The organism is Streptomyces sp. NPDC005925 (assembly GCF_040638805.1).
Lineage (GTDB): Bacteria > Actinomycetota > Actinomycetes > Streptomycetales > Streptomycetaceae > Streptomyces.
The window spans coordinates 155,201-180,406 of sequence record NZ_JBEXVL010000005.1; the positions used below are offsets into that span (position 1 = coordinate 155,201).

The 25,206-nt window shown below is 72.7% G+C and carries 26 protein-coding genes; 20 read left to right on the forward strand and 6 right to left on the reverse strand.

Features of this window, described 5'->3' with window-relative positions; genetic code table 11:
* Positions 1 to 10 precede the first annotated feature (10 nt).
* A complete protein-coding gene (locus ABZ354_RS09255; protein ID WP_358654621.1) occupies positions 11 to 739 on the forward strand; it encodes an SseB family protein in 729 nt (242 codons plus the stop codon).
* 21 nt (positions 740 to 760) lie between these two features.
* On the opposite strand, the gene ABZ354_RS09260 is transcribed toward ABZ354_RS09255, so the two are convergent.
* The gene (locus ABZ354_RS09260; protein WP_358654622.1) at positions 761 to 1,117 is read right to left on the reverse strand and encodes a DUF1844 domain-containing protein; all 357 of its coding nucleotides are present in this window, start codon (positions 1,115 to 1,117) and stop codon (positions 761 to 763) included.
* Positions 1,118 to 1,506: 389 nt separating this feature from the next.
* On the opposite strand from ABZ354_RS09260, the gene infC reads away from it, so the two are divergent.
* The 10 genes from infC to ABZ354_RS09310 all read left to right on the forward strand — a co-directional run bounded on the left by infC (position 1,507) and on the right by ABZ354_RS09310 (position 12,638).
* Positions 1,507 to 2,181, forward strand: coding sequence for a translation initiation factor IF-3 (gene infC / locus ABZ354_RS09265; RefSeq protein ID WP_358654979.1), 675 nt, complete (start codon positions 1,507 to 1,509; stop codon positions 2,179 to 2,181).
* A 107-nt stretch (positions 2,182 to 2,288) separates the two neighbouring features.
* On the forward strand, positions 2,289 to 2,483 hold the full coding sequence (gene rpmI / locus ABZ354_RS09270; protein ID WP_007829094.1) for a 50S ribosomal protein L35: 195 nt from the start codon (positions 2,289 to 2,291) through the stop codon (positions 2,481 to 2,483).
* Between the two features lie 95 nt (positions 2,484 to 2,578).
* Positions 2,579 to 2,962: a 50S ribosomal protein L20 gene (gene rplT / locus ABZ354_RS09275; RefSeq protein WP_030381833.1), complete on the forward strand. Its 384-nt coding sequence runs from the start codon at positions 2,579 to 2,581 to the stop codon at positions 2,960 to 2,962.
* Between the two features lie 186 nt (positions 2,963 to 3,148).
* Positions 3,149 to 3,997 carry an RNA methyltransferase gene (locus ABZ354_RS09280; RefSeq protein WP_358654981.1) on the forward strand — a complete coding sequence of 283 codons (849 nt, stop codon included), beginning with the start codon at positions 3,149 to 3,151 and terminating at the stop codon, positions 3,995 to 3,997.
* Between the two features lie 55 nt (positions 3,998 to 4,052).
* A complete protein-coding gene (locus tag ABZ354_RS09285) occupies positions 4,053 to 5,192 on the forward strand; it encodes an ATP-binding protein (RefSeq protein ID WP_358654625.1) in 1,140 nt (379 codons plus the stop codon).
* 147 nt (positions 5,193 to 5,339) lie between these two features.
* Complete coding sequence (pheS, locus tag ABZ354_RS09290) at positions 5,340 to 6,461, forward strand: phenylalanine--tRNA ligase subunit alpha (RefSeq protein WP_358654627.1); 1,122 nt, start codon at positions 5,340 to 5,342, stop codon at positions 6,459 to 6,461.
* Positions 6,461 to 8,974: a phenylalanine--tRNA ligase subunit beta gene (gene pheT / locus ABZ354_RS09295; RefSeq protein WP_358654629.1), complete on the forward strand. Its 2,514-nt coding sequence runs from the start codon at positions 6,461 to 6,463 to the stop codon at positions 8,972 to 8,974. Before pheS ends, pheT begins: the two co-directional genes overlap by 1 nt.
* Before the next feature lie 236 nt (positions 8,975 to 9,210).
* Positions 9,211 to 10,290 (forward strand): PP2C family protein-serine/threonine phosphatase, encoded by a 1,080-nt coding sequence (locus ABZ354_RS09300; protein WP_358654630.1) that lies wholly within the window; start codon positions 9,211 to 9,213, stop codon positions 10,288 to 10,290.
* Positions 10,291 to 10,612: 322 nt separating this feature from the next.
* Positions 10,613 to 11,953, forward strand: coding sequence for a transcriptional regulator (locus tag ABZ354_RS09305; protein ID WP_358654632.1), 1,341 nt, complete (start codon positions 10,613 to 10,615; stop codon positions 11,951 to 11,953).
* A gap of 154 nt (positions 11,954 to 12,107) precedes the next feature.
* On the forward strand, positions 12,108 to 12,638 hold the full coding sequence (locus ABZ354_RS09310) for an NUDIX domain-containing protein (protein WP_358654634.1): 531 nt from the start codon (positions 12,108 to 12,110) through the stop codon (positions 12,636 to 12,638).
* A gap of 58 nt (positions 12,639 to 12,696) precedes the next feature.
* Here the strand turns inward: ABZ354_RS09310 and ABZ354_RS09315 are convergent, their stop codons facing one another.
* Entirely contained in the window at positions 12,697 to 12,954 is a 258-nt protein-coding gene (locus ABZ354_RS09315) for a hypothetical protein (RefSeq protein ID WP_358654636.1), read from the reverse strand.
* A gap of 217 nt (positions 12,955 to 13,171) precedes the next feature.
* On the reverse strand, positions 13,172 to 14,032 hold the full coding sequence (locus tag ABZ354_RS09320; RefSeq protein ID WP_358654638.1) for a 3-hydroxybutyryl-CoA dehydrogenase: 861 nt from the start codon (positions 14,030 to 14,032) through the stop codon (positions 13,172 to 13,174).
* 173 nt (positions 14,033 to 14,205) lie between these two features.
* Between ABZ354_RS09320 and ABZ354_RS09325 the strand changes: the two genes are divergently transcribed.
* Positions 14,206 to 15,447, forward strand: a complete 1,242-nt coding sequence (locus ABZ354_RS09325) for a family 10 glycosylhydrolase (protein WP_358654640.1) — start codon at positions 14,206 to 14,208, stop codon at positions 15,445 to 15,447.
* 105 nt (positions 15,448 to 15,552) lie between these two features.
* Here the strand turns inward: ABZ354_RS09325 and ABZ354_RS09330 are convergent, their stop codons facing one another.
* Together ABZ354_RS09330 and ABZ354_RS09335 are read right to left on the reverse strand one after the other, a co-directional pair.
* Complete coding sequence (locus tag ABZ354_RS09330; RefSeq protein WP_358654642.1) at positions 15,553 to 15,747, reverse strand: DUF1918 domain-containing protein; 195 nt, start codon at positions 15,745 to 15,747, stop codon at positions 15,553 to 15,555.
* 103 nt (positions 15,748 to 15,850) lie between these two features.
* Positions 15,851 to 16,762: a DMT family transporter gene (locus ABZ354_RS09335; protein ID WP_358654644.1), complete on the reverse strand. Its 912-nt coding sequence runs from the start codon at positions 16,760 to 16,762 to the stop codon at positions 15,851 to 15,853.
* Between ABZ354_RS09335 and ABZ354_RS09340 the strand changes: the two genes are divergently transcribed.
* From ABZ354_RS09340 to ABZ354_RS09350, 3 genes are all read left to right on the forward strand, one after another.
* A complete protein-coding gene (locus tag ABZ354_RS09340; protein ID WP_358654646.1) occupies positions 16,761 to 18,218 on the forward strand; it encodes a PLP-dependent aminotransferase family protein in 1,458 nt (485 codons plus the stop codon). The genes ABZ354_RS09335 and ABZ354_RS09340 overlap by 2 nt on opposite strands.
* A gap of 96 nt (positions 18,219 to 18,314) precedes the next feature.
* The gene (locus ABZ354_RS09345) at positions 18,315 to 18,752 is read left to right on the forward strand and encodes a GNAT family N-acetyltransferase (protein WP_358654648.1); all 438 of its coding nucleotides are present in this window, start codon (positions 18,315 to 18,317) and stop codon (positions 18,750 to 18,752) included.
* Between the two features lie 104 nt (positions 18,753 to 18,856).
* Positions 18,857 to 19,450 carry a histidine phosphatase family protein gene (locus ABZ354_RS09350; RefSeq protein WP_358654650.1) on the forward strand — a complete coding sequence of 198 codons (594 nt, stop codon included), beginning with the start codon at positions 18,857 to 18,859 and terminating at the stop codon, positions 19,448 to 19,450.
* Here the strand turns inward: ABZ354_RS09350 and ABZ354_RS09355 are convergent.
* Positions 19,432 to 19,923: a DUF6314 family protein gene (locus ABZ354_RS09355; protein WP_358654652.1), complete on the reverse strand. Its 492-nt coding sequence runs from the start codon at positions 19,921 to 19,923 to the stop codon at positions 19,432 to 19,434. The two genes, ABZ354_RS09350 and ABZ354_RS09355, sit on opposite strands and share 19 nt — an antisense overlap.
* Before the next feature lie 170 nt (positions 19,924 to 20,093).
* Here ABZ354_RS09355 and argC point away from each other — a divergent pair, with 170 nt between their 5' ends.
* Genes argC through ABZ354_RS09380 form a run of 5 tightly spaced genes read left to right on the forward strand, consistent with a single transcriptional unit; the run spans position 20,094 to position 25,029 of the window.
* Positions 20,094 to 21,122, forward strand: coding sequence for an N-acetyl-gamma-glutamyl-phosphate reductase (gene argC / locus ABZ354_RS09360; protein ID WP_358654654.1), 1,029 nt, complete (start codon positions 20,094 to 20,096; stop codon positions 21,120 to 21,122).
* On the forward strand, positions 21,119 to 22,270 hold the full coding sequence (argJ, locus tag ABZ354_RS09365; RefSeq protein WP_358654656.1) for a bifunctional glutamate N-acetyltransferase/amino-acid acetyltransferase ArgJ: 1,152 nt from the start codon (positions 21,119 to 21,121) through the stop codon (positions 22,268 to 22,270). Before argC ends, argJ begins: the two co-directional genes overlap by 4 nt.
* Positions 22,267 to 23,202 carry an acetylglutamate kinase gene (gene argB, locus ABZ354_RS09370; RefSeq protein WP_358654658.1) on the forward strand — a complete coding sequence of 312 codons (936 nt, stop codon included), beginning with the start codon at positions 22,267 to 22,269 and terminating at the stop codon, positions 23,200 to 23,202. The genes argJ and argB overlap by 4 nt, the downstream gene beginning before the upstream one ends.
* Positions 23,199 to 24,479 carry an acetylornithine transaminase gene (locus ABZ354_RS09375; protein WP_358654660.1) on the forward strand — a complete coding sequence of 427 codons (1,281 nt, stop codon included), beginning with the start codon at positions 23,199 to 23,201 and terminating at the stop codon, positions 24,477 to 24,479. The genes argB and ABZ354_RS09375 overlap by 4 nt, the downstream gene beginning before the upstream one ends.
* A gap of 7 nt (positions 24,480 to 24,486) precedes the next feature.
* Positions 24,487 to 25,029 carry an arginine repressor gene (locus tag ABZ354_RS09380; protein WP_358654662.1) on the forward strand — a complete coding sequence of 181 codons (543 nt, stop codon included), beginning with the start codon at positions 24,487 to 24,489 and terminating at the stop codon, positions 25,027 to 25,029.
* Positions 25,030 to 25,206: the final 177 nt, after the last annotated feature.

The window sequence follows — 25,206 nt, forward strand, 5'->3', positions numbered from 1 at the left end:
GTCGGTGACCGTGGCTGACAAGAACATCCCCGACCCCGGCTTCTCCGACGACGACGGCTCCGCCGACCCCCGGCTGAGCGCGGCGCTCACCGCCTGGGCCGAGGACCGCACCGCCGTCGCCCCCGTCCTGGAGGCCCTCAGGGGTGCCCGGCTCCTCGTCCCCGTCGTGGCCGTCCTCGGGGAGATCGAGGAGGACGAGAGGGGGCTGCGCCGCGAGAAGACCAGCGACATGGCCGTCCCCACCCTCAAGGCGGCCGGCCGCACCGCCCTCCCCGCCTTCACCTCTACCGACGCGCTCACCCGCTGGGACCCGCAGGCCCGCCCCGTCGCCGTACCCCTGCTCCAGGCGCTGCGGGCCGCCGCGCACGAGAAGGCGGACACGGTCGTCCTGGACCTGGCCGGTCCGGTGCCGTTCGAGCTGACCGGCTCCGCGCTGCTGGCACTCGCGGAGGGCCGCACCAGCGCCGATCCGCTCGCCGACCCGGCCGTGGTCGAAGCCGTCCGCGGCGCCGTGGCAGCGGAGCCCGCCGTCCTGCGCGCCCATCTGGGCCCCGGTCAGGCGGACGGCACCCTCGCCCTCGTCCTGGACGGCTCCGCGCGGCCCGCCGAGGCCGCCCGCGCCGTAGCCCGGCGTCTCGCCGCCGACGAAACACTGCGGGCCCGCCTGGTACGCGGCCTCGACCTGGCACTCCTGCCGGCCGGGGCGACGCCACCGGGCGAGACCTTGTACGTACGGTGATCCGCTAGCCAAGCCAGCTGGCTAGCCGTAGACCGGACCGGTGTACTTCTCGCCCGGACCCTGACCCGGCTCGTCCGGGACGAATGACGCCTCGCGGAACGCCAGCTGCAGCGACTTCAGACCGTCCCGCAGCGGTGCCGCGTGGAAGGAGCTGATCTCGGTCGTGCTCGCGTCCAGCAGACCGGCCAGCGCGTGCACCAGCTTCCGGGCCTCGTCCAGGTCCTTGTGGGTGTCGCCCTCCTCGGTCAGGCCGAGCTTCACGGCGGCGGCGCTCATCAGGTTGACGGCGACCGTCACGATCACCTCGACCGCCGGAACCTCGGCGATGTCACGGGCCATGGCGTCGAAGTCGGGCGTCTCAGGAGGGGTCTCACTCATGCCGCACACGATAGGCCGCGGGACCGCCGGACACCCCACCCGGCCTCGGTTGGCACGAGGTGGGACAAAGCTGCTAACCTTGTGTAACGACCGGTCGGACGCGTATGCCTCACGGCGACGGGCCCGGCCCACAAGTGGAGGTTTTCGAACTCCCACCCGACCGTCCCCCGGGACGGCGGGTCACCGGTCAGGCGGCCCCGCCCCTCCGTGGCGGCGGTCGACCCGAAAGTGTGCCCCGCGGTCATCGCGGCGGCGCTCCGGTAGTTCGAGGAGCCCCGCCTGTGACCGTCCGGGGCATTTTTGTTGCGCCGACGCGGTTAGGTCCGTCAAACACAGACGTTACGCGGCTGTCCGCCAGACCGTCGCGTTGGTGCTACCGAGGAGGATCCATCAGCGCCGAGCCCCGCATCAACGACCGGATTCGCGTTCCCGAGGTGCGACTTGTCGGTCCCAGTGGCGAGCAGGTGGGCATCGTCCCCCTGGCCAAGGCACTGGAGCTTGCGCAGGAGTACGACCTGGACCTGGTCGAGGTCGCGGCGAACGCCCGTCCGCCCGTGTGCAAGCTCATGGACTACGGGAAGTTCAAGTACGAGTCGGCCATGAAGGCCCGTGAGGCGCGCAAGAACCAGGCGCACACGGTCATCAAGGAGATGAAGCTCCGGCCGAAGATCGACCCGCACGACTACGACACCAAGAAGGGTCACGTCGTCCGGTTCCTCAAGCAGGGCGACAAGGTCAAGATCACGATCATGTTCCGTGGTCGCGAGCAGTCCCGGCCGGAGCTTGGCTACCGGCTGCTGCAGCGCCTCGCGGAGGATGTGGCCGACCTCGGGTTCGTCGAGTCGAACCCGAAGCAGGACGGCCGCAACATGATCATGGTTCTCGGTCCGCACAAGAAGAAGACCGAGGCGATGGCCGAGGCCCGCCAGGCGCAGGAAGCCCGCAAGGCCGAAGCGAAGGCCAACCCCGGCCGCTCGCAGAACGCCGCGGACGCAGACGAACTGATCGATGAGCTGGTCGACGAGCCGGTCGACGAGCCCGCCGACGAGCACGCCGAGGCGTGACCCCCGGGACGCCAGTCCCAGGGCAGTAACCGACACAAGCGACGCTCCACCGTGCCCGGTTCGACGACCGGGCACCGGAGCGCCACCGACGAGGAGAGAACGGCGCTATGCCGAAGAACAAGTCGCACAGCGGTGCCAGCAAGCGCTTCAAGGTCACCGGCTCCGGCAAGGTGCTCCGCGAGCGCGCCGGCAAGCGCCACCTGCTCGAGCACAAGTCGTCCCGTCTGACGCGGCGCCTCACCGGCAACGCCGAGATGGCCCCGGGCGACGCCAAGAAGATCAAGAAGCTTCTCGGCAAGTGACGCTGCGGCGCCACGGCGCCGTTCGTCTGGACCGGGACCCAATCGATATCGGGCCGCGTGACGACCACCGCGGCCCCGCTACAAGGAGTTAACAAGTGGCACGCGTCAAGCGGGCAGTCAACGCTCACAAGAAGCGCCGGGCGATCCTCGAGCAGGCCTCCGGCTACCGCGGTCAGCGCTCGCGCCTGTACCGCAAGGCCAAGGAGCAGGTCACCCACTCGCTGGTCTACAACTACAACGACCGTAAGAAGCGCAAGGGTGACTTCCGTCAGCTGTGGATCCAGCGCATCAACGCCGCTGCCCGCGCCAACGGCATGACCTACAACCGCTTCATCCAGGGTCTGAAGGCCGCCAACGTCGAGGTCGACCGCAAGATCCTCGCCGAGCTCGCCGTGAACGACGCGAACGCGTTCGCCGCGCTCGTCGAGGTCGCGCAGAAGGCCCTGCCGAGCGACGTCAACGCGCCGAAGGCCGCGTGACGCTGCGCCGGCTTCGAGCCGAGTGACTGAAGGACCCGCAGGCTTCGAGCCTGCGGGTCCTTCAGTTGCCGCCCGCTCCTGTTCGTTCCGGCCGCGGGTTCGTCGTGGCGGGTCGCGCGGCCCCCCGCGCCCCTGCAGGGCACGTCCGCACCCGGCGTCCCGTTACTTGTGGAAGTGAAGAATCGCATGCGTCCCGCCGCCCCCGAGCCGATCTCCCCCCGTTCCCCCCGTGTCGCCGCTGCCAGGCGGCTGGCCAGGCGGAACTTCCGGAGCAAGGAGCGGCTGTTCCTGGCCGAGGGGCCGCAGGCCGTGCGGGAAGCGGCCGGGCACGGGGACACCCTGGTCGAGCTGTTCGTGACGCCGGAAGCCGCCGACCGGTACGCCGACATCGTCGGGGACGCGCGGGACGCCGGCGCCCGCGTGCACCTCGCCGCCGAACAGGTCGTCGCCGACATCTCCACCACCGTCACCCCGCAGGGCCTCGTCGGGGTGTGCCGGTTCGTCGACACGCCCTTCGAGGACATCCTCAGGGCCCGCCCCCGCCTCGTCGCCGTCCTCGCCCACGTCCGCGACCCGGGCAACGCCGGAACCGTACTGCGCTGCGCCGACGCCGCCGGAGCCGAGGCCGTCGTCCTCACCGACGCCTCCGTCGACCTGTACAACCCCAAGGCCGTCCGCGCCTCCGTCGGCTCCCACTTCCACCTGCCCGTCGCCGTCGGCGTCCCCGTGGAGGAGGCCGTCGGACGGCTCAGGGACACCGGAGTGCGCGTCCTCGCCGCCGACGGGGCGGGCGACCGGGACCTCGACGAGGAACTCGACAAGGGCACCATGGGCGGCCCCACCGCCTGGCTGTTCGGCAACGAGGCCTGGGGTCTGCCCGAGGAGACCCGGGCCCTCACGGACGCCGTCGTACGCGTCCCGATCCACGGACGCGCCGAAAGCCTGAACCTCGCCACCGCCGCCGCCGTATGTCTGTACGCCTCGGCACGTGCACAGCGCGCCGCCGCAGGGTGCCGCTCCGTCACCGACAGCTAGTAGGGTGACCAGCCCAGGGGCACCTCCCGTGGCTTGAGAGAGGTGGGATACGGGGATGAGCGTCGGCACGAGCAGCGCACCGGGAAACCGGGCGGCACGGCGGCGCGCACCCGCGCCCCGGCCCTGTGATCCCGCCGGGCTCGGCATCGACCCCGACGAGCTGCCCGACGGCCTCGTCGTCGCCGACGAGAACGGCCGGGTGATCTGCTGCAACACCGCCGCCGAACGCATCGCCGACGTCCGCGCCGCCGACGTCCTCGGCCGGCCACTGGAGAAGGCCCTGCCGCTGGAGGACCTGGAGAGCCGCCGCTGGTGGCAGCTCACCGACCCCTACGGCGGCCTCGCCATCCGCACCCGCCAGCCCGAGCGGAACCTCTTACTGCCCGGCGGCCGCGAAGTCCTCGTCACCGCGCGTTACGTCCGCACCGAACCGACCGGCCCCGTCCACCGCGTCGTCGTCACCCTGCGCGACACCGAGGCCCGCCGCCGCACCGAGCGCAGCCACGCCGAGCTGATAGCCACCGTCGCCCACGAACTGCGCTCCCCGCTCACCTCCGTCAAGGGCTTCACGGCGACGCTGCTCGCCAAGTGGGAGCGGTTCACCGACGACCAGAAGCGGCTGATGCTGGAGACCGTCGACGCCGACGCCGACCGTGTCACCCGTCTCATCGCCGAACTGCTCGACATCTCCCGCATCGACTCCGGGCGCCTGGAGCTGCGTCGCCAGCCCGTCGACATCGGGGCCGCCGTCGGCCGTCACATCCAGGCGTATGTCGCCGCGGGCCTGCCCGCCGACCGGTTCCTGCTCCGCATCGAGCAGCCGTTGCCCGACCTGTGGGCCGACCCCGACAAGGTCGACCAGGTGCTCAGCAACCTGCTGGAAAATGCCGTGCGGCACGGCGAGGGAACCGTCACCATCGACATCGCGGCCACGGAGTCCCCCCGCGAGGGAGAGGACACCGGCACGTCGGTCACGGTGAGCGACGAGGGGCCCGGCATCCCGGAGGAGTCCATGAACCGCGTCTTCACCCGCTTCTGGCGGGGCAGCAAGCGCGGCGGCACGGGGCTCGGGCTGTACATCGTCAAGGGCATCGTGGAGGCCCACGGCGGCACCATCACGGTCGGCCGCGCCCCCGGTGGCGGCGCCGAGTTCCGATTTACGCTGCCCGTGGCGGTACCGGCGTATCTCCTCTGAGACGGCCGGGAGCCCCACGGGCGCGGTCGTACACCCTCACCCCGTTAGACTCGGCCTTTGGCACCTTTGCGTCCCGAAGTCGGAGACGGTCTGTCATCGGATCGGAGACGGGGACCTCCAGCCAGCCAATCGGAAGCACGGGAAGAGATGTCGGCACCGAATAAGTCGTACGACCCTGTCGAGGTCGAGGCGTTGAAACCGGAAGAGATCGAGCGCATGCGGGACGAGGCGCTCGCCGCCTTCGCCGCCGCGGACTCCCTCGACGCGCTCCAGGAGGCCAAGGTCGCCCACACCGGCGGCACCTCCCCGCTGGCGCTGGCCAACCGCGAGATCGGCGCGCTGCCCCCGCACGCCAAGGCCGACGCCGGCAAGCGCGTCGGGCAGGCCCGCGGCGCCGTCAACAAGGCCCTCGCCGGCCGGCAGGCCGAGCTGGAGGCCGAGCGGGACGCGCGCGTGCTGGTCGAGGAGGCCGTGGACGTCACGCTGCCCCACGACCGGGTGCCGGCCGGTGCCCGCCACCCGCTGACCACGCTGTCGGAGCGCATCGAGGACATCTTCGTCGCCATGGGCTACGAGGTCGCCGAGGGCCCGCAGGCCGAGGCCGAGTGGTTCAACTTCGATGCCCTGAACATCGGCCCCGACCACCCCGCGCGCGGCGAGCACGACACCTTCTTCGTGCAGGGCCCCGAGGGCGGCACCGAGTCCGGCGTCGTGCTGCGCACCCACACCTCGCCCGTGCAGATCCGCTCCCTGCTCCGGCGTGAGCTGCCGGTCTACGTGATCTGCCCCGGCCGCGTGTACCGCACCGACGAGCTGGACGCCACGCACACCCCCGTCTTCCACCAGGTCGAGCTGCTCGCCGTGGACGAGGGCCTGACCATGGCCGACCTCAAGGGCACCCTGGACCACATGGTCCAGTCGCTGTTCGGCGAGGGCATGAAGACCCGGCTGCGGCCGAACTTCTTCCCCTTCACCGAGCCGAGCGCCGAGATGGACATGCTCTGCTACGTCTGCAAGGGCGGCTCCGTCGGCAACCCCGACCGGCCCTGCCGCACCTGCTCCAGCGAGGGCTGGATCGAGCTCGGCGGCTGCGGCATGGTCAACCCGCGGGTGCTCACCGCCTGCGGCGTCGACCCCGAGAAGTACAGCGGCTTCGCCTTCGGGTTCGGCATCGAGCGGATGCTGATGTTCCGCCACAACGTCGAGGACATGCGAGACATGGTCGAGGGTGACGTCCGGTTCACCCGGCCGTTCGGGATGGAGATCTGATGCGGGTCCCGCTTTCTTGGCTGCGGGAGTACGTCGACCTGCCGGCGGGCGAAACCGGCCGTGACGTCCAGGCCAAGCTCATTTCCGCAGGCCTCGAGGTCGAGACCGTCGAGCAGCTCGGCGCCGACCTCAAGGGCCCGCTGGTCGTCGGCCAGGTGCTGACCATCGAGGAACTGGAGGGCTTCAAGAAGCCGATCCGGTTCTGCACCGTCGACGTCGGCCACGCCAACGGCACGGGCGAACCGCAGGAGATCGTCTGCGGCGCCCGGAACTTCGCTGTCGGCGACAAGGTCGTCGTGGTCCTGCCCGGTGCCACCCTGCCCGGCGGCTTCGAGATCGCCGCACGCAAGACCTACGGCAAGGTCTCGCACGGCATGATCTGCTCCAGCGACGAGCTCGGCATGGGCGACGACGGCAGCAAGGGCATCATCGTGCTGCCGCCCGAGACCGAGGTCGGCAGGGACGCCATCGAGCTGCTGGAACTGGTCGACGAGGTCCTCGACATCGCCGTCACGCCCGACCGCGGCTACTGCCTGTCGATGCGCGGCGTCGCCCGCGAGACCGCCACCGCCTACGGTCTGCCGCTGCGCGACCCGGCCCTCCTCGACGTGCCCGGGCCGAACGCCTTCGGCTACCCGGTGAAGGTCTCCGACCCGGTCGGCTGCGACCGCTTCACCGCCCGCACCGTCACCGGCCTCAGCGCCGGGGCACGCTCCCCGATCTGGCTGCAGCGCCGCCTGCAGAAGGTCGGCATGCGCCCGATCTCGCTCGCCGTCGACGTGACCAACTACGTGATGATGGAGCTGGGCCAGCCCCTGCACGCCTACGACCGCAGCCTCGTCCAGGGCACCATCGGCGTGCGCCGGGCCGAACGGGGCGAGCAGCTCACCACCCTCGACGGCGTCAAGCGCACCCTGGACGCCGAGGACCTGGTGATCACCGACGAACGCGGCCCCATCGGGCTCGCCGGAGTCATGGGCGGTGCCAACACCGAGATCGCGGACCACGACGGCGCGGGCAACGGCACCACGGACATCGTGATCGAGGCCGCGCACTTCGACGCCGTCTCCGTCGCGCGGACGGCCCGCCGCCACAAGCTGTCCTCCGAGGCGTCCCGCCGCTTCGAGCGCGGCGTCGACCCGCAGGCCGCCGCCGCTGCCGCGCAGCGCACCGTCGACCTGCTGGTCCTCCTCGCGGGCGGCACCGCCGAGTCCGGCGTCACCGAGGTCGTCGCGCCGAGCACGCCGCGCACCATCACCGTCCCTGCCGACCACCCGGACAAGGTCGCGGGTGTCACGTACGGCCGCGAGACCGTCGTCCGCCGCCTCCAGCAGGTCGGCTGCGACGTGTACGGGCAGGACGAGCTGAACGTCACCGTGCCGTCCTGGCGCCCCGACCTCACCGACCCGAACGACCTCGCCGAAGAGGTCATCCGGCTGGAGGGCTACGAGAACCTGCCGTCCACGCTGCCCAGGCCCCCGGCCGGCCGCGGCCTGACGTACCGACAGCGGCTGCACCGCCGCATCGGCCGGGCCCTGGCCGGGGCGGGCTATGTCGAGGCGCTGAACTACCCGTTCGTCAACGAGCAGGTCTTCGACCAGCTCGGTTTCGACGCCGACGACCCGGCCCGCCGCGTCGTCAGGCTGACGAACCCCCTCAGCGACGAGGAGCCCGCGCTGCGCACCTCGCTGCTGCCGGGTCTGCTCGGCGCGCTGCGCCGCAACGACGGCCGCGGGTCGCACGACCTGGCGCTGTTCGAGACCGGCCTCGTCTTCCAGCCGCGCGAGGAGCAGCGCGTCGCGACCGTCCTGCCCGTCGACCGGCGTCCCACCGACGCCGAGATCGCCGTGCTGGACGCGGCGCTGCCGCACCAGCCGCGCCATGTCGCCGTCGTCCTCGCCGGAGCCCGCGAGCAGGCCGGCTGGTGGGGCAAGGGCCGGGCGGGCGACTGGGCCGACGCGGTCGAGGCCGCCCGCACCGTCGCCCGCGAGGCGGGCGCCGAACTCGTCGTCCGCAGGGGCCAGTACGGTCCGTGGCACCCGGGCCGGTGCGCCGAGCTGGTGGTCACCGTCGACGGCACCGAGCGCGTCGTCGGCCACGCCGGTGAGCTGCACCCGCGCGTGATGAAGGCGCTGGGTCTGCCGGACCGCGGCTGCGCCATGGAGCTCGACCTGGACGTCCTCGAGCTGGCCGGTGACGGCACGCCGCGGGCGCCGCGCATCTCCACCTTCCCGGTCGCCACGCAGGACGTCGCCCTCGTCGTGGACCAGCCGGTGCCGGCCGCCGAGGTCGAGTCCGCGCTGCGCGACGGAGCCGGCGAACTGCTGGAGTCCATCCGGCTGTTCGACGTCTACGAGAACGAGGACCAGCTCGGGGACGGCAAGAAGTCGCTGGCGTACGCCCTGCGCTTCCGCGCGGCGGACCGGACGCTGACGGTGGACGAGGCGTCGGCCGCCCGGGACGCGGCGGTCGCCCTCGCGGGTGAGCGCGTGGGGGCCGTACTGCGCGGCTGAGCCGAGTGACCGAGCCCGGCGGTTGAGCGTCGCGGGGGATCGTGGCCGGTGCCGGACGCGCGTCGAGCGCGTCCGGCCGACACGGTCCCCCGCACCCATTCCGGGACGTTCCTGACGTCACTCATATGAGTGACGTTTTCGGGCGAAACGGCCTGCCGAAGTCGGGGCGTCGACAGAATCAGACCGGTCTCTCGGGGCCATCTGCGCTGTCACGGCCTACATGGGGGGCCATCGGCATGATCCGCATCAGGTCACGGGCCCGACCCACCAGGCGGCCCCTCGGACGTCTACTCGCTCTCGGACTGCCCACGGCGTGGGGAGCCGTGGCCATCGCCTACAAGCTGGGCTGTCCCCTCGCCCAGCAGGACGGGCTCGGCGCGCGCGCCGTCAGCAGCGCCGTCTTCTTCGTCGTCGGCACGGGTCTCGTCCTGCATGTCCGGCAGGTGATGCTGCGGGAGCTGCGGCAGGTCCGCGGCGTCGCCAACGCCGCCCAGCAGGCGCTGCTGCGTCCCCCGCCGCCCCGCGTCGGCGGGCTGGGCGTGGCCGCCGCGCAGTTCTCCGCCGACCGGGGCGCCTCGATCGGCGGCGACCTCTACGAGGTGATACACACCGAACACGGCGTGCGGGTCGCCATGGGCGACGTACGGGGGCACGGTCTCGCCGCGGCCTCGACCGCCGCCGCCGTCCTCGGCAGTTTCCGTGAGGCGGTGCACGACGAGAAGGACCTCGGGGACGTGCTGCGCAGGCTGGACCGCGCGCTCGCCCGCCATCTGCGGGGCCACCGGTGCGACGACGGACTCGCGTCGGCCGGGTCCGGTCAGGACTGTCAGGACCTTCCGCCCAGCGAGGACTTCGTCACCCTGCTCCTGCTGGAGATCCGCGGCGACGACACCCTGCACGTCCTCAACTGCGGGCACCCCTGGCCGTATCTGCTGGGCGACGGCCGCGCCGTACCCCTCGCCGCGACCGAACCCCTGCCGCCCATGGGGCCGTTCCCGCTGCCGGCCCAGCTGCCCGCCGAGGTCTGCGGCCGGCTGAAGCCCGGTGACACCCTGTTCCTTCACACCGACGGGGTGGAGGAGGCCCGCGACGACCATGGCCGGTTCTTCGCGCTCGCCGAGGTGCTCGCCGAGGCCGTCCGTGGCACCCCGGTCTGCCCCCAGAGCGTGCTGCACACCGTCCTTACCCAACTCCTGCGCCATACCGGCCGGTCGCCCGCCGACGACGTCGCCCTGCTCGTCCTCCGCAACGACCGGGACTCCCTCGCGCCGCACGCGGGCCCGCCCATGGGACACGGAGCGCACCCCGTCCCATGACATCGGCGGCGCCGCGCCCGGCTCTGCCTCCGGGGTGGCCGCGCCGCGCCCGGCTCCGCCTCCCGGGGGTGGCCGCGCGGCGCGCCGTCCGCCCCGCCGCGGAGTGTCGGGCGGACGGCGGAGCGGACGGCGCGGTTCGGGCCGCCGTCTGTACGAGGGGGAGCCGGCGGCCCGGCCGGCCTCTTGCGAGGCATTTCAGTCAACCGGACGGACACGCTCCGCGACAGCGTGCACACGGTGCGGATGCGGGCACTCCGTTCACACCCCGTGTGAAGGCGTTCGCACTAGTCTGTCCCGCACCCAGCCACCCGGGGGGCCACCCATGCAGCCCAACACTCTGCTCGACGCGATCCTGGACGAGGCCGGGATCTCCCACGCCGGTCTCGCCGCCCACGTCAACCAGGCGGGCCGCCGCCGCGGACTCTCGCTCCGGTACGAACACACCGCCGTGGCGCGGTGGCTGAAGGGGCAGCGCCCGCGCGGCCAGGTGCCCGACCTGATCTGCGAGGTCCTCGCCGTCCGGCTGCACCGCTCCGTCACGCTCGACGACATCGGCCTGGGCGTGCCCGGCGAGCCGTCCGCCCCGCCCACCGGCTCGCTGTCCGGGTTCGTGGCACGAGCCACCGCGCTGTGGCGCTCCGACCAGCAGCAACGCCCGCACATCCTGGGCGCCCAGGCCGTCACCGGCACGCCCGCCGTGATACCCGTGTGGGAGTGGGAGAACCCGCCCGAGGACGTCGACGTCTCCCGCGGCGGCCGGCACCGGGTCACACCGGCCGACCTGGAGATGCTGCGCGCCGCCCGCACCCACTACGAGCAGATGTACCGCAAGGCCGGCGGCGTGGCGACCCGCGCCCGCATCGTCGGCTTCCTCAACACCGAGGCGGCGCCGCTGCTGCGCGGCGGCTACACCGACGCCACCGGCCGCCACCTGCACCGGGCGACCGGCGGACTGGTGGCCATCGCCGGCATCTGCGCGTACGACTCCGACGCGCACGGTCTCGCCCAGCGCTACTTCCACCAGGCCCTCCGGCTCGCGAAGGCCAGCGGTGACCGGGGACTCGGCGCGTATGTGATCGCGCTGCTGGTCAACCAGTCGCTGTTCATGCGGGAGTACCGCCAGGCGGTCGCCTTCGCGGAGGCCGCGCTGCGCGCCGCCGGCCGCCACATCACCCCGGCGCTCGGCTCCGACCTGTACGCGATGCAGGCGAAGGCGTACGCGCATCTGGGCGACGGCAGCAGCGCCCTGTCGTGCATCCGGCGCGCCGAGCAGGCCGCCGAGCGCATCCGGCGCGGTCACGAACCCGACGAGACCGGTTATGTGCAGCCCGGCCTGGTCAACGTCCAGGTCGCGGAAGCCCTGCTGAGCCTGGGGGAGGTGGCCGCCGCCGGGGAGCACGCGGTGGCGGCCGTGGACAACCCCGCCCACGACCGGGGCCGGGTGCACCGGCTGGCCATGCTCAGCACCGTCGAGCTGCGCCGGGGCAACGCCGACAAGGCGGTCGCCATCGCCGTGCAGATGGCCGAACAGGCCCGCGGGATGGAGTCCCAGCGGCTGCGCGACAGACTGCGCGCGGTCCGTGAACGCCTGGCGCGCAGCGGCTGCGCGGGCACCGCCGAGGCCGCCGAACTCATCGACGGGGCGCTGCGCGTGCCGCTGTAGAGCGCCCGGGGCCGCCCACCGGCCGGGGCCGAGCGGGGCCCGGCCGCGGACCGCAGAGCGGACGCCGGCCCGTCGCGGGCCGGCGTCCGCGCACCGACAACCTCTTCGTCCCTGCTGCGATATTGCCACTCACCCGACGGAAGGTGGCAGAACCGTGCAGTGGACGAAACAGAGCGAACAAAACGTGTACGCGAACCGCTGGTTCAGCGTGAACCTCGCGGATGTCGAGCTGCCGGACGGCCGGCATCTCGACCACTTCCTGATACGGCTGCGGCCCGTCGCCGTGGCCACGGTCGTCAACGAGGCGAACGAGGTGCTCCTGCTGTGGCGCCACCGCTTCATCACCGACAGCTGGGGATGGGAACTCGCGGCGGGCGTCGTGGAGGACGGCGAGGGCGTCGCCGCCGCGGCGGCCAGGGAACTGGAGGAGGAGACCGGCTGGCGGCCGGGACCTCTGCACCACCTCATGACCGTGGAGCCGTCCAACGGCCTCACCGACGCCCGGCACCACATCTACTGGGCCGACGAAGGTGAGTACCTCGGGCAGCCCGTGGACGACTTCGAGTCGGACCGTCGGGACTGGGTCCCCCTCAAGGTCGTCCCCGACCTGGTCGCCCGAGGCGAGGTCCCGGCCGCCAACATGGCGGCCGCGCTGCTCCTGCTGCACCACCTGCGGTGCGCCTGAGGCGCACGTGAGGCCCGGACCGGACGTCCTGCCCCGAGCCCCCCACCGCTCCGGGGGGTCAGCGGGCGAACGCCTGCCAGAGCGCCACCACGAGTCCGCCCGAGCCCACCAGTGCGGCGATCGACGCCAGTGGCCAGCGGGTGTGCTCCAGCGTGACGATGCGGGAGTTCAGCTCGTCGATCTCCTTGGCGGTCTCCTCGGTGCGGTGACTGAGCAGAGCCAGGCCGCCCTCGACGCGGGCGTACGCCACGTCGAGGCGGCGTCGTAACTCTGCGAGTTCTCCGTGAACGGCGGGATGGTCGGGATCGGCGGTCACAGATCCGCTCCTTTCCGTAGTCGATGCACATCCCTTTCCTGCGCCTCACGAGTCAACTCGCCTGGTGGGCGCATGGGGAGAGTGTGCGACGGGCATATGCGGGCCCGGCGCGCACACGCCGTGCGAAAGAAACGGGCCCGGCGCCATTTCTGGTGCCGGGCCCGCCAACTGGCCGAAATCTGACCGTACGTAATCAGCCGCGCGTTCGGTCGTGGGTTCAGCCGTAGGTGTAGAAGCCGGAGCCCGTCTTGCGGCCGAGACGGCCCGCGTCGACCATCCGCTGGAGCAGCGGGGGTGCGGCGTACAGGGCCTCCTTGTACTCGTCGTACATGCTGTGGGCGACCGAGGCGACCGTGTCCAGGCCGATCAGGTCGGACAGCTTCAGCGGGCCCATCGGGTGGGCGCAGCCCATCTCCATGCCGTTGTCGATGTCCTCGCGGCTGGCGATGCCCGTCTCGAACATCCGGATCGCGGAGAGCAGGTACGGGATCAGCAGCGCGTTCACCACGAAGCCCGAGCGGTCCTGGGCGCGGATCGCGTGCTTGCCGAGCATCTTCTCGGTGAAGGCCTGGGCCCGCTCGAGGGTGCCGTCCGAGGTGGTGAGCGCGGGGATCAGCTCCACGAGCTGCTGCACCGGCGCCGGGTTGAAGAAGTGGATGCCGATGACCTGGTCGGGCCGCGAGGTGGCGACGGCCAGCTTCACCAGCGGGATGGAGGAGGTGTTGGAGGCCAGGATCGCGTCCGGCCGGGTCACGACCTGGTCCAGCACCTGGAAGATCTCGGTCTTGACCTGCTCGTTCTCCACCACGGCCTCGATGACCAGGTCGCGGTCGGCGAACTCGCCGAGGTCGGTGGTGAAGCTGAGGCGGGCCTGCGTCGCCGCCCGCTCCTCCTCACTGATCTTGCCGCGCCCGGCGGCCTTGTCGAGGGAGTTGAACAGCCGGGTACGGCCGATCTCCAGGGCTTCGCCGGTGGTCTCGGCGACCTTCACGTCCAGGCCGGCGCGGGCGCACACCTCCGCGATGCCCGCTCCCATCTGGCCGCAGCCCACCACTCCGACGCGCTCGATGTCTGTCACATCGTCCCTTTCGCTGATCTACGGCGGGGGCAGGCCGCCGTTGTACGGGTGCCCTGCTCCGATCGTGAACGTTACCGCCAAGTATCGATGATCGATCGGGTGGGGAGGACATGCTCGAGGACTTGCCGAGCGATCCGTGACCACGCGGATCCAGAGAGTTCGGGGGTACGTGGATGAGCAGATTGTCACGCAGGACGTTCGCCGCGGCGGCGCTCGCCGCCCTGACGACCGTGCCCGGGGCGGCACAGGGTGCGGCGGCCGTGCCCGGTGGTGGCCGGCGGCGGGTGATCACGGACCTGCGGGGTGTGTGGCTGGCGACCGTGGCCAACCGCGACTGGCCGTCCCGGCCGGGCCTGACCGCGGCCGAGCAGCGGACGGAGCTGACCGCCCACCTCGACACGGCCGTGCGCCGCCGCCTCAACGCGGTGATCTTCCAGGTGCGGCCCACGGCGGACGCCCTGTGGCCCTCGCCGTACGAGCCCTGGTCGCAGGTCCTCACCGGCACCCAGGGCAGGTCCCCCGGCTGGGACCCGCTCGGCACGGCCGTCGAGGAGGCACACGCGAGGGGTCTCGAACTGCATGCCTGGTTCAACCCGTACCGCATCGCCAACCACACCGACCCCGGCCGGCTCGTCGCCACCCATCCCGCCCGCCGCAACCCGGACTGGGTCGTCACGTACGGCGGGAAGCTCTACTACAACCCGGGCCTGCCCGAGGTCCGCGCCTTCGTGCAGGACGCGATGCTCGACGCGGTGCACCGCTACCCGGTCGACGCCGTCCACTTCGACGACTACTTCTACCCCTACCCGGTCGCCGGGCAGCGCTTCGACGACGACGCGGCCTACGAGGCACACGGTGGCGCCTTCCCCGACCGGGCCGCCTGGCGGCGGGACAACATCAACCGGCTGGTGCGCGAGACGGCGGCGCGCGTCAAGGACGTACGGCCCACCACCCGCTTCGGCATCAGCCCCTTCGGCGTGTGGCGCAACGCCGCCACCGACCCGCGCGGCTCGGACACCCGCGCGGGCGTGCAGACGTACGACGACCTGTACGCGGACACCCGGCGCTGGGTGCGGGAGAACTGGATCGACTACATCTGCCCGCAGCTGTACTGGAACATCGGCTTTCCCGCCGCCGACTACGCGAAGCTGCTGCCCTGGTGGGCCGACGTCGCACGCGGCACCGGCACCAGCCTGTACGTGGGGGAGGCGCTGTACAAGGCGGGCGACCCGGCGCAGCCCGCGGCCTGGCAGGACCCGGCCGAACTGTCCCGGCACCTCACGCTCGCCGGGCGGTACGCGCAGGTGCGCGGGCACGTCTACTTCGCCGCCCGGGAGGTGGCGGCGGACCGCAACGGTGCGCTCGCGCGGGTGGTCGCCGACCATTACGGGAGGCCGGCGCGACCACCACGCTGAGCCCGGGCGGGCCCGGCGGCGGCCCGGCCGTGACCCGGCCGGGCCCACGCCGGGCCCGTTGGCCCGTTGGCGGCCGGTGAGGTGGCCGGGCCGCCCGGGCCCGGTCTACTGGTGCATTTCCCTGTGCCGGATCTCGCTGTCCGGGCCGGGGGAGCACACCGCCTCGTGTCCGTCCTCGAACCGGACGCGGTAGGGCGGGGTGCCTTCCCGGCCCAGCACCTCGACGATCTCGGCGACCTTGTCGTGCTGACCGACCACCCTGCCGTGCTGGACAAGCTGGTCGCCCTGGGTTGCGCGCATGTGCGGGGCCTCCTCACGACGGTGCGGGAGCAGCGGTCCGAGGCTTCGGGGCGCGGTGCGGCGCCCGGTCCGGATCCCGGCGGGCTCCGGACCGTCGCGTCGCTCAGCCCCGGGCCCGCTGCGTGACGGCGATGCAGACGAGTACCGCGACGGCCGTCAGCGGGGCGGCCACCGTCAGATGCTCGCCCAGCAGCAGCACCGACCACACCAGTGTGAGCAGCGGCTGGGCGAGCTGCAACTGGCTGGCCTTCGGGACGCCGATCGCCGCCATCCCCCGGTACCAGACGACCAGCCCGAGACACTGCGAGCCCGCCGCCACCCACAGCAGCCCGGTCACCCCGTGCGCGGTCAGCGACACCGGCTCGTACGTCAGCGCCACCGCGACGGCGGGCACGGCGAGCGGCAGGGACAGCACCAGCGCCCAGCTGACCACCTGCCAGCCCGGCATGACCCGGGCCAGCCGGCCGCCCTCGGTGTAACCGGCCGCGCACACCAGCAGCGCCGCGAAGAGGTAGGCGTCGGAGACGGTGAGGGCGCCGCCGCTCTGCTGCACGGTGAACGCGACCACGGCCGCGGCGCCCGCCAGCGCCGCCGCCCAGAACGTACGGGAGGGGCGGCTGCCGACGCGCAGGGCGGAGAACAGGGCGGTGGTCAGCGGCAGCAGGCCCACGACGACGGCCGCGTGCGCGGTGGTCGACGTCCGCAGTGCGAGCGTGGTCAGTATCGGGTAGCCGAGGACGACCCCGGCGGCGACGACCGCCAGCCCCGGCCAGTGGGCGCGGGCGGGCGGACGTATGCGCAGGGCCAGCAGCCCGGCGCCCGCGATCAACGAGGCGAGGACGTTGCGCAACGCCACCAGGGACCAGGGGCCGAAGCCCTCCAGGCCCCAGGCGGTGGCGGGGAACGTGAGGGAGAAGGCGAGGACGCCGAGCACGGCGAGGACGGTGCCGAGGCCCGGACGCGGCGCGGTGACTGTTATCGAGGGAGCGGCGATAGCGCTACTCTGTGCTCTCATGCACGAGCGTAGCAGTGTGGGTGAGTTGACGAAACGGCTGCGGAGCGAACTCGACCGCTACTCACCCGGCGGAAAGCTCCCGTCGAGCCGGGCCCTGGTCGAGCGGTTCCGGGTCAGCCCGGTGACCGTCTCCCGCGCCCTCGCGCAACTGGCCGCCGAGGGGCTCGTCGTCACCCGGCCCGGCGCCGGCGCGTTCCGGGCGGCCCGGCCGCCCGCGCCCGCCGCACCGGCGGGGGACACGTCCTGGCAGGAAGTCGCCCTCAGCGCGGACGGTGCCGCCGACCTCGTACCGCGCTCCGCCGACGCCTCCGGTGTGCTCGCGTCACTGGCCGCGCCGTCGCCGGGCGTCGTGGAGTTCAACGGCGGCTACCTGCACCCCTCCCTCCAGCCGGAGCGGGCCATGGCCGCCGCGCTGTCCCGGGCCGGGCGGCGCCCCGGAGCGTGGGGCCGCCCACCCATGGAGGGCCTGCCCGAGCTGCGCGAATGGTTCGCACGCGGCATCGGCGGCGCCGTCACCGCCGCCGAGGTGCTGGTCACGGCGGGCGGACAGGCCGCGCTGACCACCGCACTGCGAGCCCTGGCCCCGCCCGGCGCCCGCGTCCTCGTCGAATCGCCCACCTACCCGGGCATGCTCGCCATCTGCCGTGCCGCCGGACTGCGCCCCGTGCCCGTCCCGGTCGACGCGGACGGCGTCAAACCGGTCCTGCTCGCCGACGCCTTCCGCGCCAGCGGCGCCCGCGTCTTCGTCTGCCAGCCGCTGTTCCAGAACCCGACCGGCGCCGTCCTCGCCCCCGGGCGGCGCCCCGACGTGCTGCGCATCGCACGCGAGGCGGGGGCCTTCGTGATCGAGGACGACTTCGTACGGCGGCTGGTGCACGAGGACGCGGGTCCGCTGCCCCGCCCACTCGCCGCCGACGACCCCGACGGAGTGGTCGTCCACGTCTGCTCGCTCACCAAGGCGACCTCCCCGAGCTTCCGGGTCGCCGCGCTCGCCGCACGCGGTCCCGCGCTGGAACGGCTGCGGGCCATCCAGATCGTCGACACCTTCTTCGTGCCCCGGCCCCTCCAGGAGGCGGCGCTCGAACTCGTCGGTTCGCCCGCCTGGCCGCGCCATCTGCGCGCCGTCTCCGCCCAGTTGCGCACCCACCGGGACACCATGACCGTCGCGCTCCTGCGCGACCTGCCCGAACTCGCCCTGCCGCACATCCCGAGGGGCGGCTACCACCTGTGGCTGCGGCTGCCCGACGGCGCCGACGACACCGCGCTGACCGCCGCCGCCCTGCGCGCCGGCGTCGCCATCACCCCCGGCCGCCCCTACTTCAGCGCGGAACCCCCGGCCGCCTACATCCGCCTGAGCTTCGCCGCGGTCGCCGGCACCGGCGAGATCGCGGAGGGGGTGCGGCGGCTGCGCGCCGCCTGCGACGAACTGCCGGGCTGCCGGCCGCCGCAGGCGTGACCGGTCGCGGCACAGCCCGCGCCCGCCTGCCACGACGCCGGCCCCGCCGGGGTATTCGGTCGACGTCCGCCGCGCCCGCCTGCGACCATCCCGGGCATGACCGACACGCCGGACCTCCCCGAGGGCTACGAGATCTCCGCCGACCCCGAGCGCATCGACGCGGGGCGGGTGCACCACTGGCTGTCCACCGACGCCTACTGGGCGCTCGGCCGACCCCGCGAGACGCAGGACAGTGCCTTGGCGGGCTCACTGAACTTCGGCGTGTACGAGACCGTCTCCGGCGAGCAGGTCGCGTACGCCCGGGTCGTCACCGACCGGGCCACCTTCGCCTGGCTGTGCGACGTGTACGTCGACCCCGCCGTGCGCGGCAAGAGCGTCGGCACCGCCATGGTCGCGGCCGTACGCGAGCACGTGCGGGCCCTCGGGGTGCGGCGCGTGCTGCTCGCCACGCACGACGCGCACGGCGTCTACGAGAAGCTCGGCTTCGCTCCGCTGGAGCACCCCGACCGGTGGATGGCGCTCCATTTCGCGTGACGTGTCCGGAGGATTCGGGCCCTGCGCGTGAGGCGGGCGTACCTTTCCCTTAATCACCGGTAACATCTCTTGACCTGCGTACTTTCCGGGACCACCATCACGGCATGTCGCTTCGGGTCACGTTCGTCGCCGCCGCCCGTGGTTCCTCGCTGCTCGCGGAACGCTTCGACGACGACCGGCCGCTGGACATGGCCGGCTGGGAAGAGGTGCAGCGCGTCGGCCGTGACCTGCTGTCCCTCGCGGTGGCCGAGCTGCGCTACTGCTCGCCCACGCCGCGCTCCCGCGCGACCGGTGACGCCCTCGGCTACGCGCCTCTGGTGCAGCTCGCCCTGCGCGACTGCGACATGGGCCGCTGGCGCGGGCTGACCCTCGGCGAGGCGATGGCCCGCGAGCCGGAGGCCGTGGACGCCTGGCTCGCCGACCCGCGTGGCGTGCCGCACGGTGGCGAGTCCCTGCTCGCCTTCATCACCCGTGTCGGCAACTGGCTGGACACCCGGCCCGTCGGCGACGGCGACCGCATCGTCGCGGTGGCCGAACCGGCGGTGATACGGGCGGCGCTGGTGTACGTACTGAAGGCGCCGCCCGCGACGTACTGGAACATCGACGTGCGCCCGCTGTCGGCGACCACCGTGACCGGCCGCGCCGGCCGCTGGCACCTGCGCTGCGAGGGCGTGCCGGCTCAGGCCTCGCGGGTGTAACCGGGGGTACCGTCCGCGGGGTGGTCCCGGCTGTAGTCCGTGGTCAGCAGCAGGTCCTTGGCCGGGCCCCGCACCCGCCACACCGTCCGCCAGCGGTCGGCGTCCAGGGCGGTGAACTCGCCGCGGTACAGGTCCGCCGAGCAGGGATGGCCGGCGACGTGGTGGCCAGTGCTCAGGTCCAGGTCGTGGAAGGGCCGGCCGTCCGCGAAGCGCACGTCCGCCGTGCCCGGCGCGCTCCCCGGCCCCCGCCCCGGCAGGAAGCGCAGGGTTCGCTCGGCGGGCCGGCCGACACCCTGCCAGACGAACGTGCCCGACTCGTGGTGCAGGAGCCCGCCGCCCTCCAGTGGCCTGAAGTCGGTGCTCCCGGTGAATTCCCCGTCGAGCCCGCTCGCCATGTCCCGCACCGTCCGCCGTACCCGCCAGCGCCCCGCGAGATATGCCAGCACGTCCGGCACTGGCCAGAACTCGCCCATACCGTCCCGTTCTTCCGTCGCCCCGGTGTCCACGCCCCCTTGGCGCGTCCCCTCCATCTTGCCCGGCGAGACCGGCGCGCGGAGGGGGCCCGGGCGCCCAGGGCGACCATTGCATAAACGTGCAGTGGACCGTATAGTCATGCCATCGAGTGAGGCGGTGGAGGGTGTCCATGACGGTACGTGCGGCAGTGGCCGGAGCGAGCGGGTACGCGGGCGGGGAACTGCTGCGTCTGCTCCTCGCCCACCCCGGAATCGAGATCGGTGCAATGACCGGCAACTCCAACGCCGGGCAGCGCCTCGGCGCGCTGCAGCCGCACCTGCCGCCGCTGGCCGACCGGGTCCTCGAACCGACCACCGCCGATGTCCTCGCCGGTCACGACGTCGTCTTCCTCGCCCTGCCGCACGGCCGGTCCGCCGCCGTCGCCGAACGGCTCGGAACGGACGCCGTCGTCGTGGACATGGGGGCCGACTTCCGGCTCGCGGACGCCACCGACTGGGAGCGGTTCTACGGCTCACCGCACGCCGGCACCTGGCCGTACGGCCTGCCCGAGCTGCCGGGCGCCCGAGCCGCCCTCGAGGGGGCCGGGCGCATCGCGGTGCCCGGCTGCTATCCGACCGCGGTCTCGCTCGCCCTCTTCCCGGCCTACGCCGCCGCTCTCGCCGAGGCGGAGGCCGTGATCGTCGCCGCCTCCGGCACGTCCGGCGCGGGCAAGGCGGCCAAGCCGCACCTGCTGGGCAGCGAGGTCATGGGGTCGATGTCGCCGTACGGCGTCGGCGGCAGCCACCGGCACACCCCCGAGATGATCCAGAACCTCAGCGCGGTCGCCGGCGAGCGCGTCCGGGTGTCCTTCACCCCCACCCTCGCGCCCATGCCCCGCGGCATCCTCGCCACGTGCAGCGCGAAGGCGAAACCCGGCGTCACCGCCGGGTCCGTCCGCGCCGCGTACGAGAAGGCCTTCGCCGACGAGCCCTTCGTCCGGCTCCTGCCCGAGGGACAGTGGCCCGCCACGGCGTCCGTCCACGGGTCCAACGCCGTACAGGTGCAGGTCGCGTACGACGGGGCGGCGGGGCGGATCATCGCGATCGCCGCCATCGACAACCTCACCAAGGGCACCGCGGGCGGTGCCGTCCAGAGCCTGAACATCGCCCTGGGTCTCGACGAGACCACCGGGCTGACGACGATCGGAGTGGCGCCGTGAGCGTGACGGCAGCGAAGGGATTCACGGCGGCGGGCATCGCCGCCGGGATCAAGGAGAACGGCAACCCGGATGTGGCCCTCGTGGTCAACACCGGGCCCCGCCGCGCCGCCGCGGGCGTCTTCACCTCCAACCGCGTCAAGGCCGCCCCCGTCCTGTGGTCCGAGCAGGTCCTCAGAAGCGGGCAGCTGTCCGCGGTCGTCCTCAACTCCGGCGGCGCCAACGCCTGCACGGGACCCAAGGGCTTCCAGGACACCCACGCCACCGCCGAGAAGGCCGCCGGGGTGCTGGGCGTGGGCGCGGGCGAGGTCGCCGTCTGCTCCACCGGCCTGATCGGCGTCCCGCTGCCGATGGACAAACTGCTCCCCGGTGTCGAGACCGCCGCCGGCCGGCTCTCCGAGCACGGCGGTGAGAAGGCCGCCATCGCCATCAAGACCACCGACACGGTCCACAAGACGTCCGTCGTCGGCCAGGACGGGTGGACCGTCGGCGGCATGGCGAAGGGCGCGGGCATGCTCGCCCCGGGCCTCGCCACCATGCTCGTCGTCCTCACCACCGACGCCGACCTGGAGGCCGGCGTCCTCGACCGGGCGCTGCGCGAGGCCACCCGGGTCACCTTCGACCGCGTCGACTCCGACGGCTGCATGTCCACCAACGACACGGTCCTCCTCATGGCGTCCGGGGCTTCCGGGATCACCCCCGGGTACGACGTGTTCGCCGAGGCCGTACGGGCCGTCTGCGACGACCTCGGGCAGCAGCTCGTCCGGGACGCCGAGGGCGCCAGCAAGGACATCAGGGTCGAGGTGATCAACGCGGCGAGCGAGGACGACGCCGTCGAGGTGGGCCGCTCCATCGCCCGCAACAACCTCCTCAAGTGCGCCCTGCACGGCGAGGACCCCAACTGGGGCCGCGTGCTCTCCGCGATCGGCACCACCTCCGCCGCCTTCGAACCGGACCGGCTGAACGTCGCCATCAACGGTGTCTGGGTCTGCAAGGACGGCGGCGTCGGCGAGGACCGCGAGAAGGTCGACATGCGCTACCGCGAGGTGCACATCGTCGCCGACCTCGCCGCCGGCACCGACACCGCGACGATCTGGACCAACGACCTCACCGCCGACTACGTCCACGAGAACAGCGCGTACTCCTCATGAGCACCACCAGCGCCGTCACCACCGCCGGCACCACCCGCAGGCACACCGCCCTGCCCAAGGCGCAGATCCTCATCGAGGCGCTGCCCTGGCTCACCCGGCACCACGGCAAGACCGTCGTCATCAAGTTCGGCGGCAACGCCATGGTCGACGAGGAACTGAAGGCCGCCTTCGCGCAGGACGTGGTCTTCCTGCGGCACGCCGGACTCCGGCCGGTCGTCGTGCACGGCGGCGGCCCGCAGATCAGCGCCGCCCTCGACCGGCACGGCATCGTCAGCGAGTTCCGGGCCGGCCTGCGCGTCACCACCGACGACGCCATGGACGTCGTACGGATGGTGCTCGCCGGACAGGTGCAGCGCGAACTGGTGGGACTCCTCAACCAGCACGGCGCGTTCGCCGTCGGTCTCACCGGCGAGGACGCGCACACCATCACCGCCACCCGGCACCGCCCGCGAATCGACGGCGAGCCGGTCGACATCGGCCGGGTCGGCGAGATCACCGCGATCGACACCGGCGCCCTCGAGGCGTTGCTGGCCGACGGCCGCATCCCGGTCGTCTCCTCGATCGCCCGATCCCAGGACGACGGACATGTCTACAACGTCAATGCTGATACGGCGGCTGCGGCTCTCGCTGCGGCGCTCGGTGCCGAAACGCTCATGGTCCTCACGGACGTCGAGGGACTCTACGAGGACTGGCCCCGCAGCGACGAGGTGATCAGTCGCCTCACCGCCACGCAACTGGAGAGACTCCTGCCGGAGTTGTCGTCCGGCATGGTGCCCAAGATGGAGGGCTGCCTGCACGCCGTACGCAACGGCGTGCACACCGCCCGCGTCCTCGACGGGCGCGTCCAGCACTCGATCCTGCTGGAGATCTTCACCGACGAGGGCATCGGAACGATGGTCGTGCCCGACGAGCACGAAAGGGCATGGTCATGAGCGACGTCATGAGCCGGGCGGGGAGCGGCGTGGAAGGCAATCAGGACCTGCCCGCGCGGTGGCAGAGCGCCCTCATGAACAACTACGGCACCCCGCGGCTGCCCCTGGTACGCGGCGCGGGCACGAAGGTGTGGGACACCGAGGGCACCGAGTACCTCGACTTCGTCGGCGGCATCGCCACCAACGCGCTCGGCCACGCCCACCCGGCCGTCGTCGAGGCCGTCACCCGGCAGATCGGCTCCCTCGGCCACATCTCCAACTTCTTCATGGCCGAGCCGACCGTTGCCCTCGCCGAACGGCTGCTGCGGCTGTTCGGCCGGGACGGCAGGGTCTTCTTCTGCAACTCGGGTGCGGAGGCCAACGAGGCCGCCTTCAAGATGGGCCGTCTCACCGGCCGCAGCCGGGTCGTCGCCACCGATGGCGGTTTCCACGGCCGCACGATGGGCGCCCTCGCGCTGACCGGCCAGCCCGGCAAGCGCGACCCGTTCCTGCCGCTGCCCGGCGACGTCACGCACGTCCCGTACGGCGACGCGCGGGCACTGGCCGCCGCCGTCACCGAAGACACCGCGCTCGTCGTCATCGAGCCGGTGCAGGGCGAGGCCGGCGTCGTCGTCCCGCCCTCCGGCTATCTCAAGGCCGCCCGCGCGATCACCGCCGCGACCGGCGCGCTGCTCGTCCTGGACGAGGTGCAGACCGGCGTCGGCCGCACCGGGCCCTGGTTCGCGTACCAGGACCACGAGGGTGTCCTGCCCGACATCGTCACCCTCGCCAAACAGCTCGGCGGCGGGCTGCCGCTCGGCGCCACCGTCGCCTTCGGCCGGGCCGCCGACCTGCTGCAGCCCGGCCACCACGGCACGACCTTCGGCGGCAACCCGGTCGCCTGCGCCGCCGGACTCGCCGTCCTCGACACCATCGAGCACGACGGGCTGCTGGACAACGTCAAGCGGCAGAGCGAGAAGCTGCGCGACGGAATCGAGGGCCTCGGCCACGCGTTGATCGACCACGTCCGGGGCGCGGGCCTGCTCCTGGGTATCGTGCTCACCGAGCCGCTCGCGCCGCAGGCGCAGCAGGCGGCTCAGGACGCCGGTCTCCTGGTGAACGCGCCCGCCCCCGATGTCGTACGGCTGATGCCGCCGCTGAACCTGCGCGACGACGAGGTGGACGCCTTCCTCCGCGCGCTGCCCGGCATCCTTGACCAGGCCCTGAACGGAGCCGACCGGACCGACGGATCCCCCGGGACCGGCAGGGCCGCCGGGGAAGGACGATCCGGAGAATGAGACGACGATGAGCCAGGCGCAGGACCACGAGCACAACGGCGGGCCCGCCGTGCCGCAGACCCGCACGGCACGCCACCGCCGGATCGTGGACATCCTCAACCGGCAGCCGGTGCGTTCGCAGAGCCAGCTGGCGAAGCTGCTCGCCGACGACGGGCTGACCGTCACGCAGGCGACGCTCAGCCGCGACCTCGACGAGCTGAACGCGGTCAAGATCCGCAACAACGACGGCGACCTCATCTACGCGGTCCCCAGCGAGGGAGGCTTCCGCACGCCCCGCGCCCCGCTCGGGGAGTCCGCGAAGGAGGAGCGGATGCGGCGGCTGTCGCAGGAGCTGCTGATCTCCGCGGAGGCGTCGGCGAACCTCGTGGTCCTGCGCACCCCGCCCGGCGCCGCCCAGTTCCTCGCCTCGGCGATCGACCAGGCGGAACTGCAGGACATCCTCGGCACCATCGCGGGCGACGACACCCTCCTCCTGATCAGCCGGAACCCGACGGGCGGCCAGGCCCTGGCGGACCACTTGCTGCGCCTGGCCCAGAACGGCCACGGCTGACGGTCCTGGCCGGCGGGCGCAGCGGTGGCGCGCGGCCCGGGACCGCCGTCCCGAAGCCGCGTGCAGGGCCAGTACTGGACGTGCCGGCTGCTGAAGGGCCGTCACAGCGCGACGACCCGTGCGGGTTGTGGCGGGCCGGCACACCCGCACCGCGCGGCGCCTCGACCACCGGCCGCG

Excerpts from the sequence above, each read along its gene's own strand:
- ABZ354_RS09260 (WP_358654622.1), bottom strand. The coding sequence starts at position 1,117 with ATGAGTGAGACCCCTCCTGAGACGCCCGACTTCGACGCCATGGCCCGT.
- rpmI (WP_007829094.1), top strand. The coding sequence starts at position 2,289 with ATGCCGAAGAACAAGTCGCACAGCGGTGCCAGCAAGCGCTTCAAGGTC.
- ABZ354_RS09280 (WP_358654981.1), top strand. The coding sequence starts at position 3,149 with ATGCGTCCCGCCGCCCCCGAGCCGATCTCCCCCCGTTCCCCCCGTGTC.
- ABZ354_RS09285 (WP_358654625.1), top strand. The coding sequence starts at position 4,053 with ATGAGCGTCGGCACGAGCAGCGCACCGGGAAACCGGGCGGCACGGCGG.
- pheS (WP_358654627.1), top strand. The coding sequence starts at position 5,340 with ATGTCGGCACCGAATAAGTCGTACGACCCTGTCGAGGTCGAGGCGTTG.
- pheT (WP_358654629.1), top strand. The coding sequence starts at position 6,461 with ATGCGGGTCCCGCTTTCTTGGCTGCGGGAGTACGTCGACCTGCCGGCG.
- ABZ354_RS09300 (WP_358654630.1), top strand. The coding sequence starts at position 9,211 with ATGATCCGCATCAGGTCACGGGCCCGACCCACCAGGCGGCCCCTCGGA.
- ABZ354_RS09305 (WP_358654632.1), top strand. The coding sequence starts at position 10,613 with ATGCAGCCCAACACTCTGCTCGACGCGATCCTGGACGAGGCCGGGATC.
- ABZ354_RS09325 (WP_358654640.1), top strand. The coding sequence starts at position 14,206 with ATGAGCAGATTGTCACGCAGGACGTTCGCCGCGGCGGCGCTCGCCGCC.
- ABZ354_RS09330 (WP_358654642.1), bottom strand. The coding sequence starts at position 15,747 with ATGCGCGCAACCCAGGGCGACCAGCTTGTCCAGCACGGCAGGGTGGTC.
- ABZ354_RS09340 (WP_358654646.1), top strand. The coding sequence starts at position 16,761 with ATGCACGAGCGTAGCAGTGTGGGTGAGTTGACGAAACGGCTGCGGAGC.
- ABZ354_RS09335 (WP_358654644.1), bottom strand. The coding sequence starts at position 16,762 with ATGAGAGCACAGAGTAGCGCTATCGCCGCTCCCTCGATAACAGTCACC.
- ABZ354_RS09345 (WP_358654648.1), top strand. The coding sequence starts at position 18,315 with ATGACCGACACGCCGGACCTCCCCGAGGGCTACGAGATCTCCGCCGAC.
- ABZ354_RS09350 (WP_358654650.1), top strand. The coding sequence starts at position 18,857 with ATGTCGCTTCGGGTCACGTTCGTCGCCGCCGCCCGTGGTTCCTCGCTG.
- ABZ354_RS09355 (WP_358654652.1), bottom strand. The coding sequence starts at position 19,923 with ATGGGCGAGTTCTGGCCAGTGCCGGACGTGCTGGCATATCTCGCGGGG.
- argC (WP_358654654.1), top strand. The coding sequence starts at position 20,094 with ATGACGGTACGTGCGGCAGTGGCCGGAGCGAGCGGGTACGCGGGCGGG.
- argB (WP_358654658.1), top strand. The coding sequence starts at position 22,267 with ATGAGCACCACCAGCGCCGTCACCACCGCCGGCACCACCCGCAGGCAC.
- ABZ354_RS09375 (WP_358654660.1), top strand. The coding sequence starts at position 23,199 with ATGAGCGACGTCATGAGCCGGGCGGGGAGCGGCGTGGAAGGCAATCAG.
- ABZ354_RS09380 (WP_358654662.1), top strand. The coding sequence starts at position 24,487 with ATGAGCCAGGCGCAGGACCACGAGCACAACGGCGGGCCCGCCGTGCCG.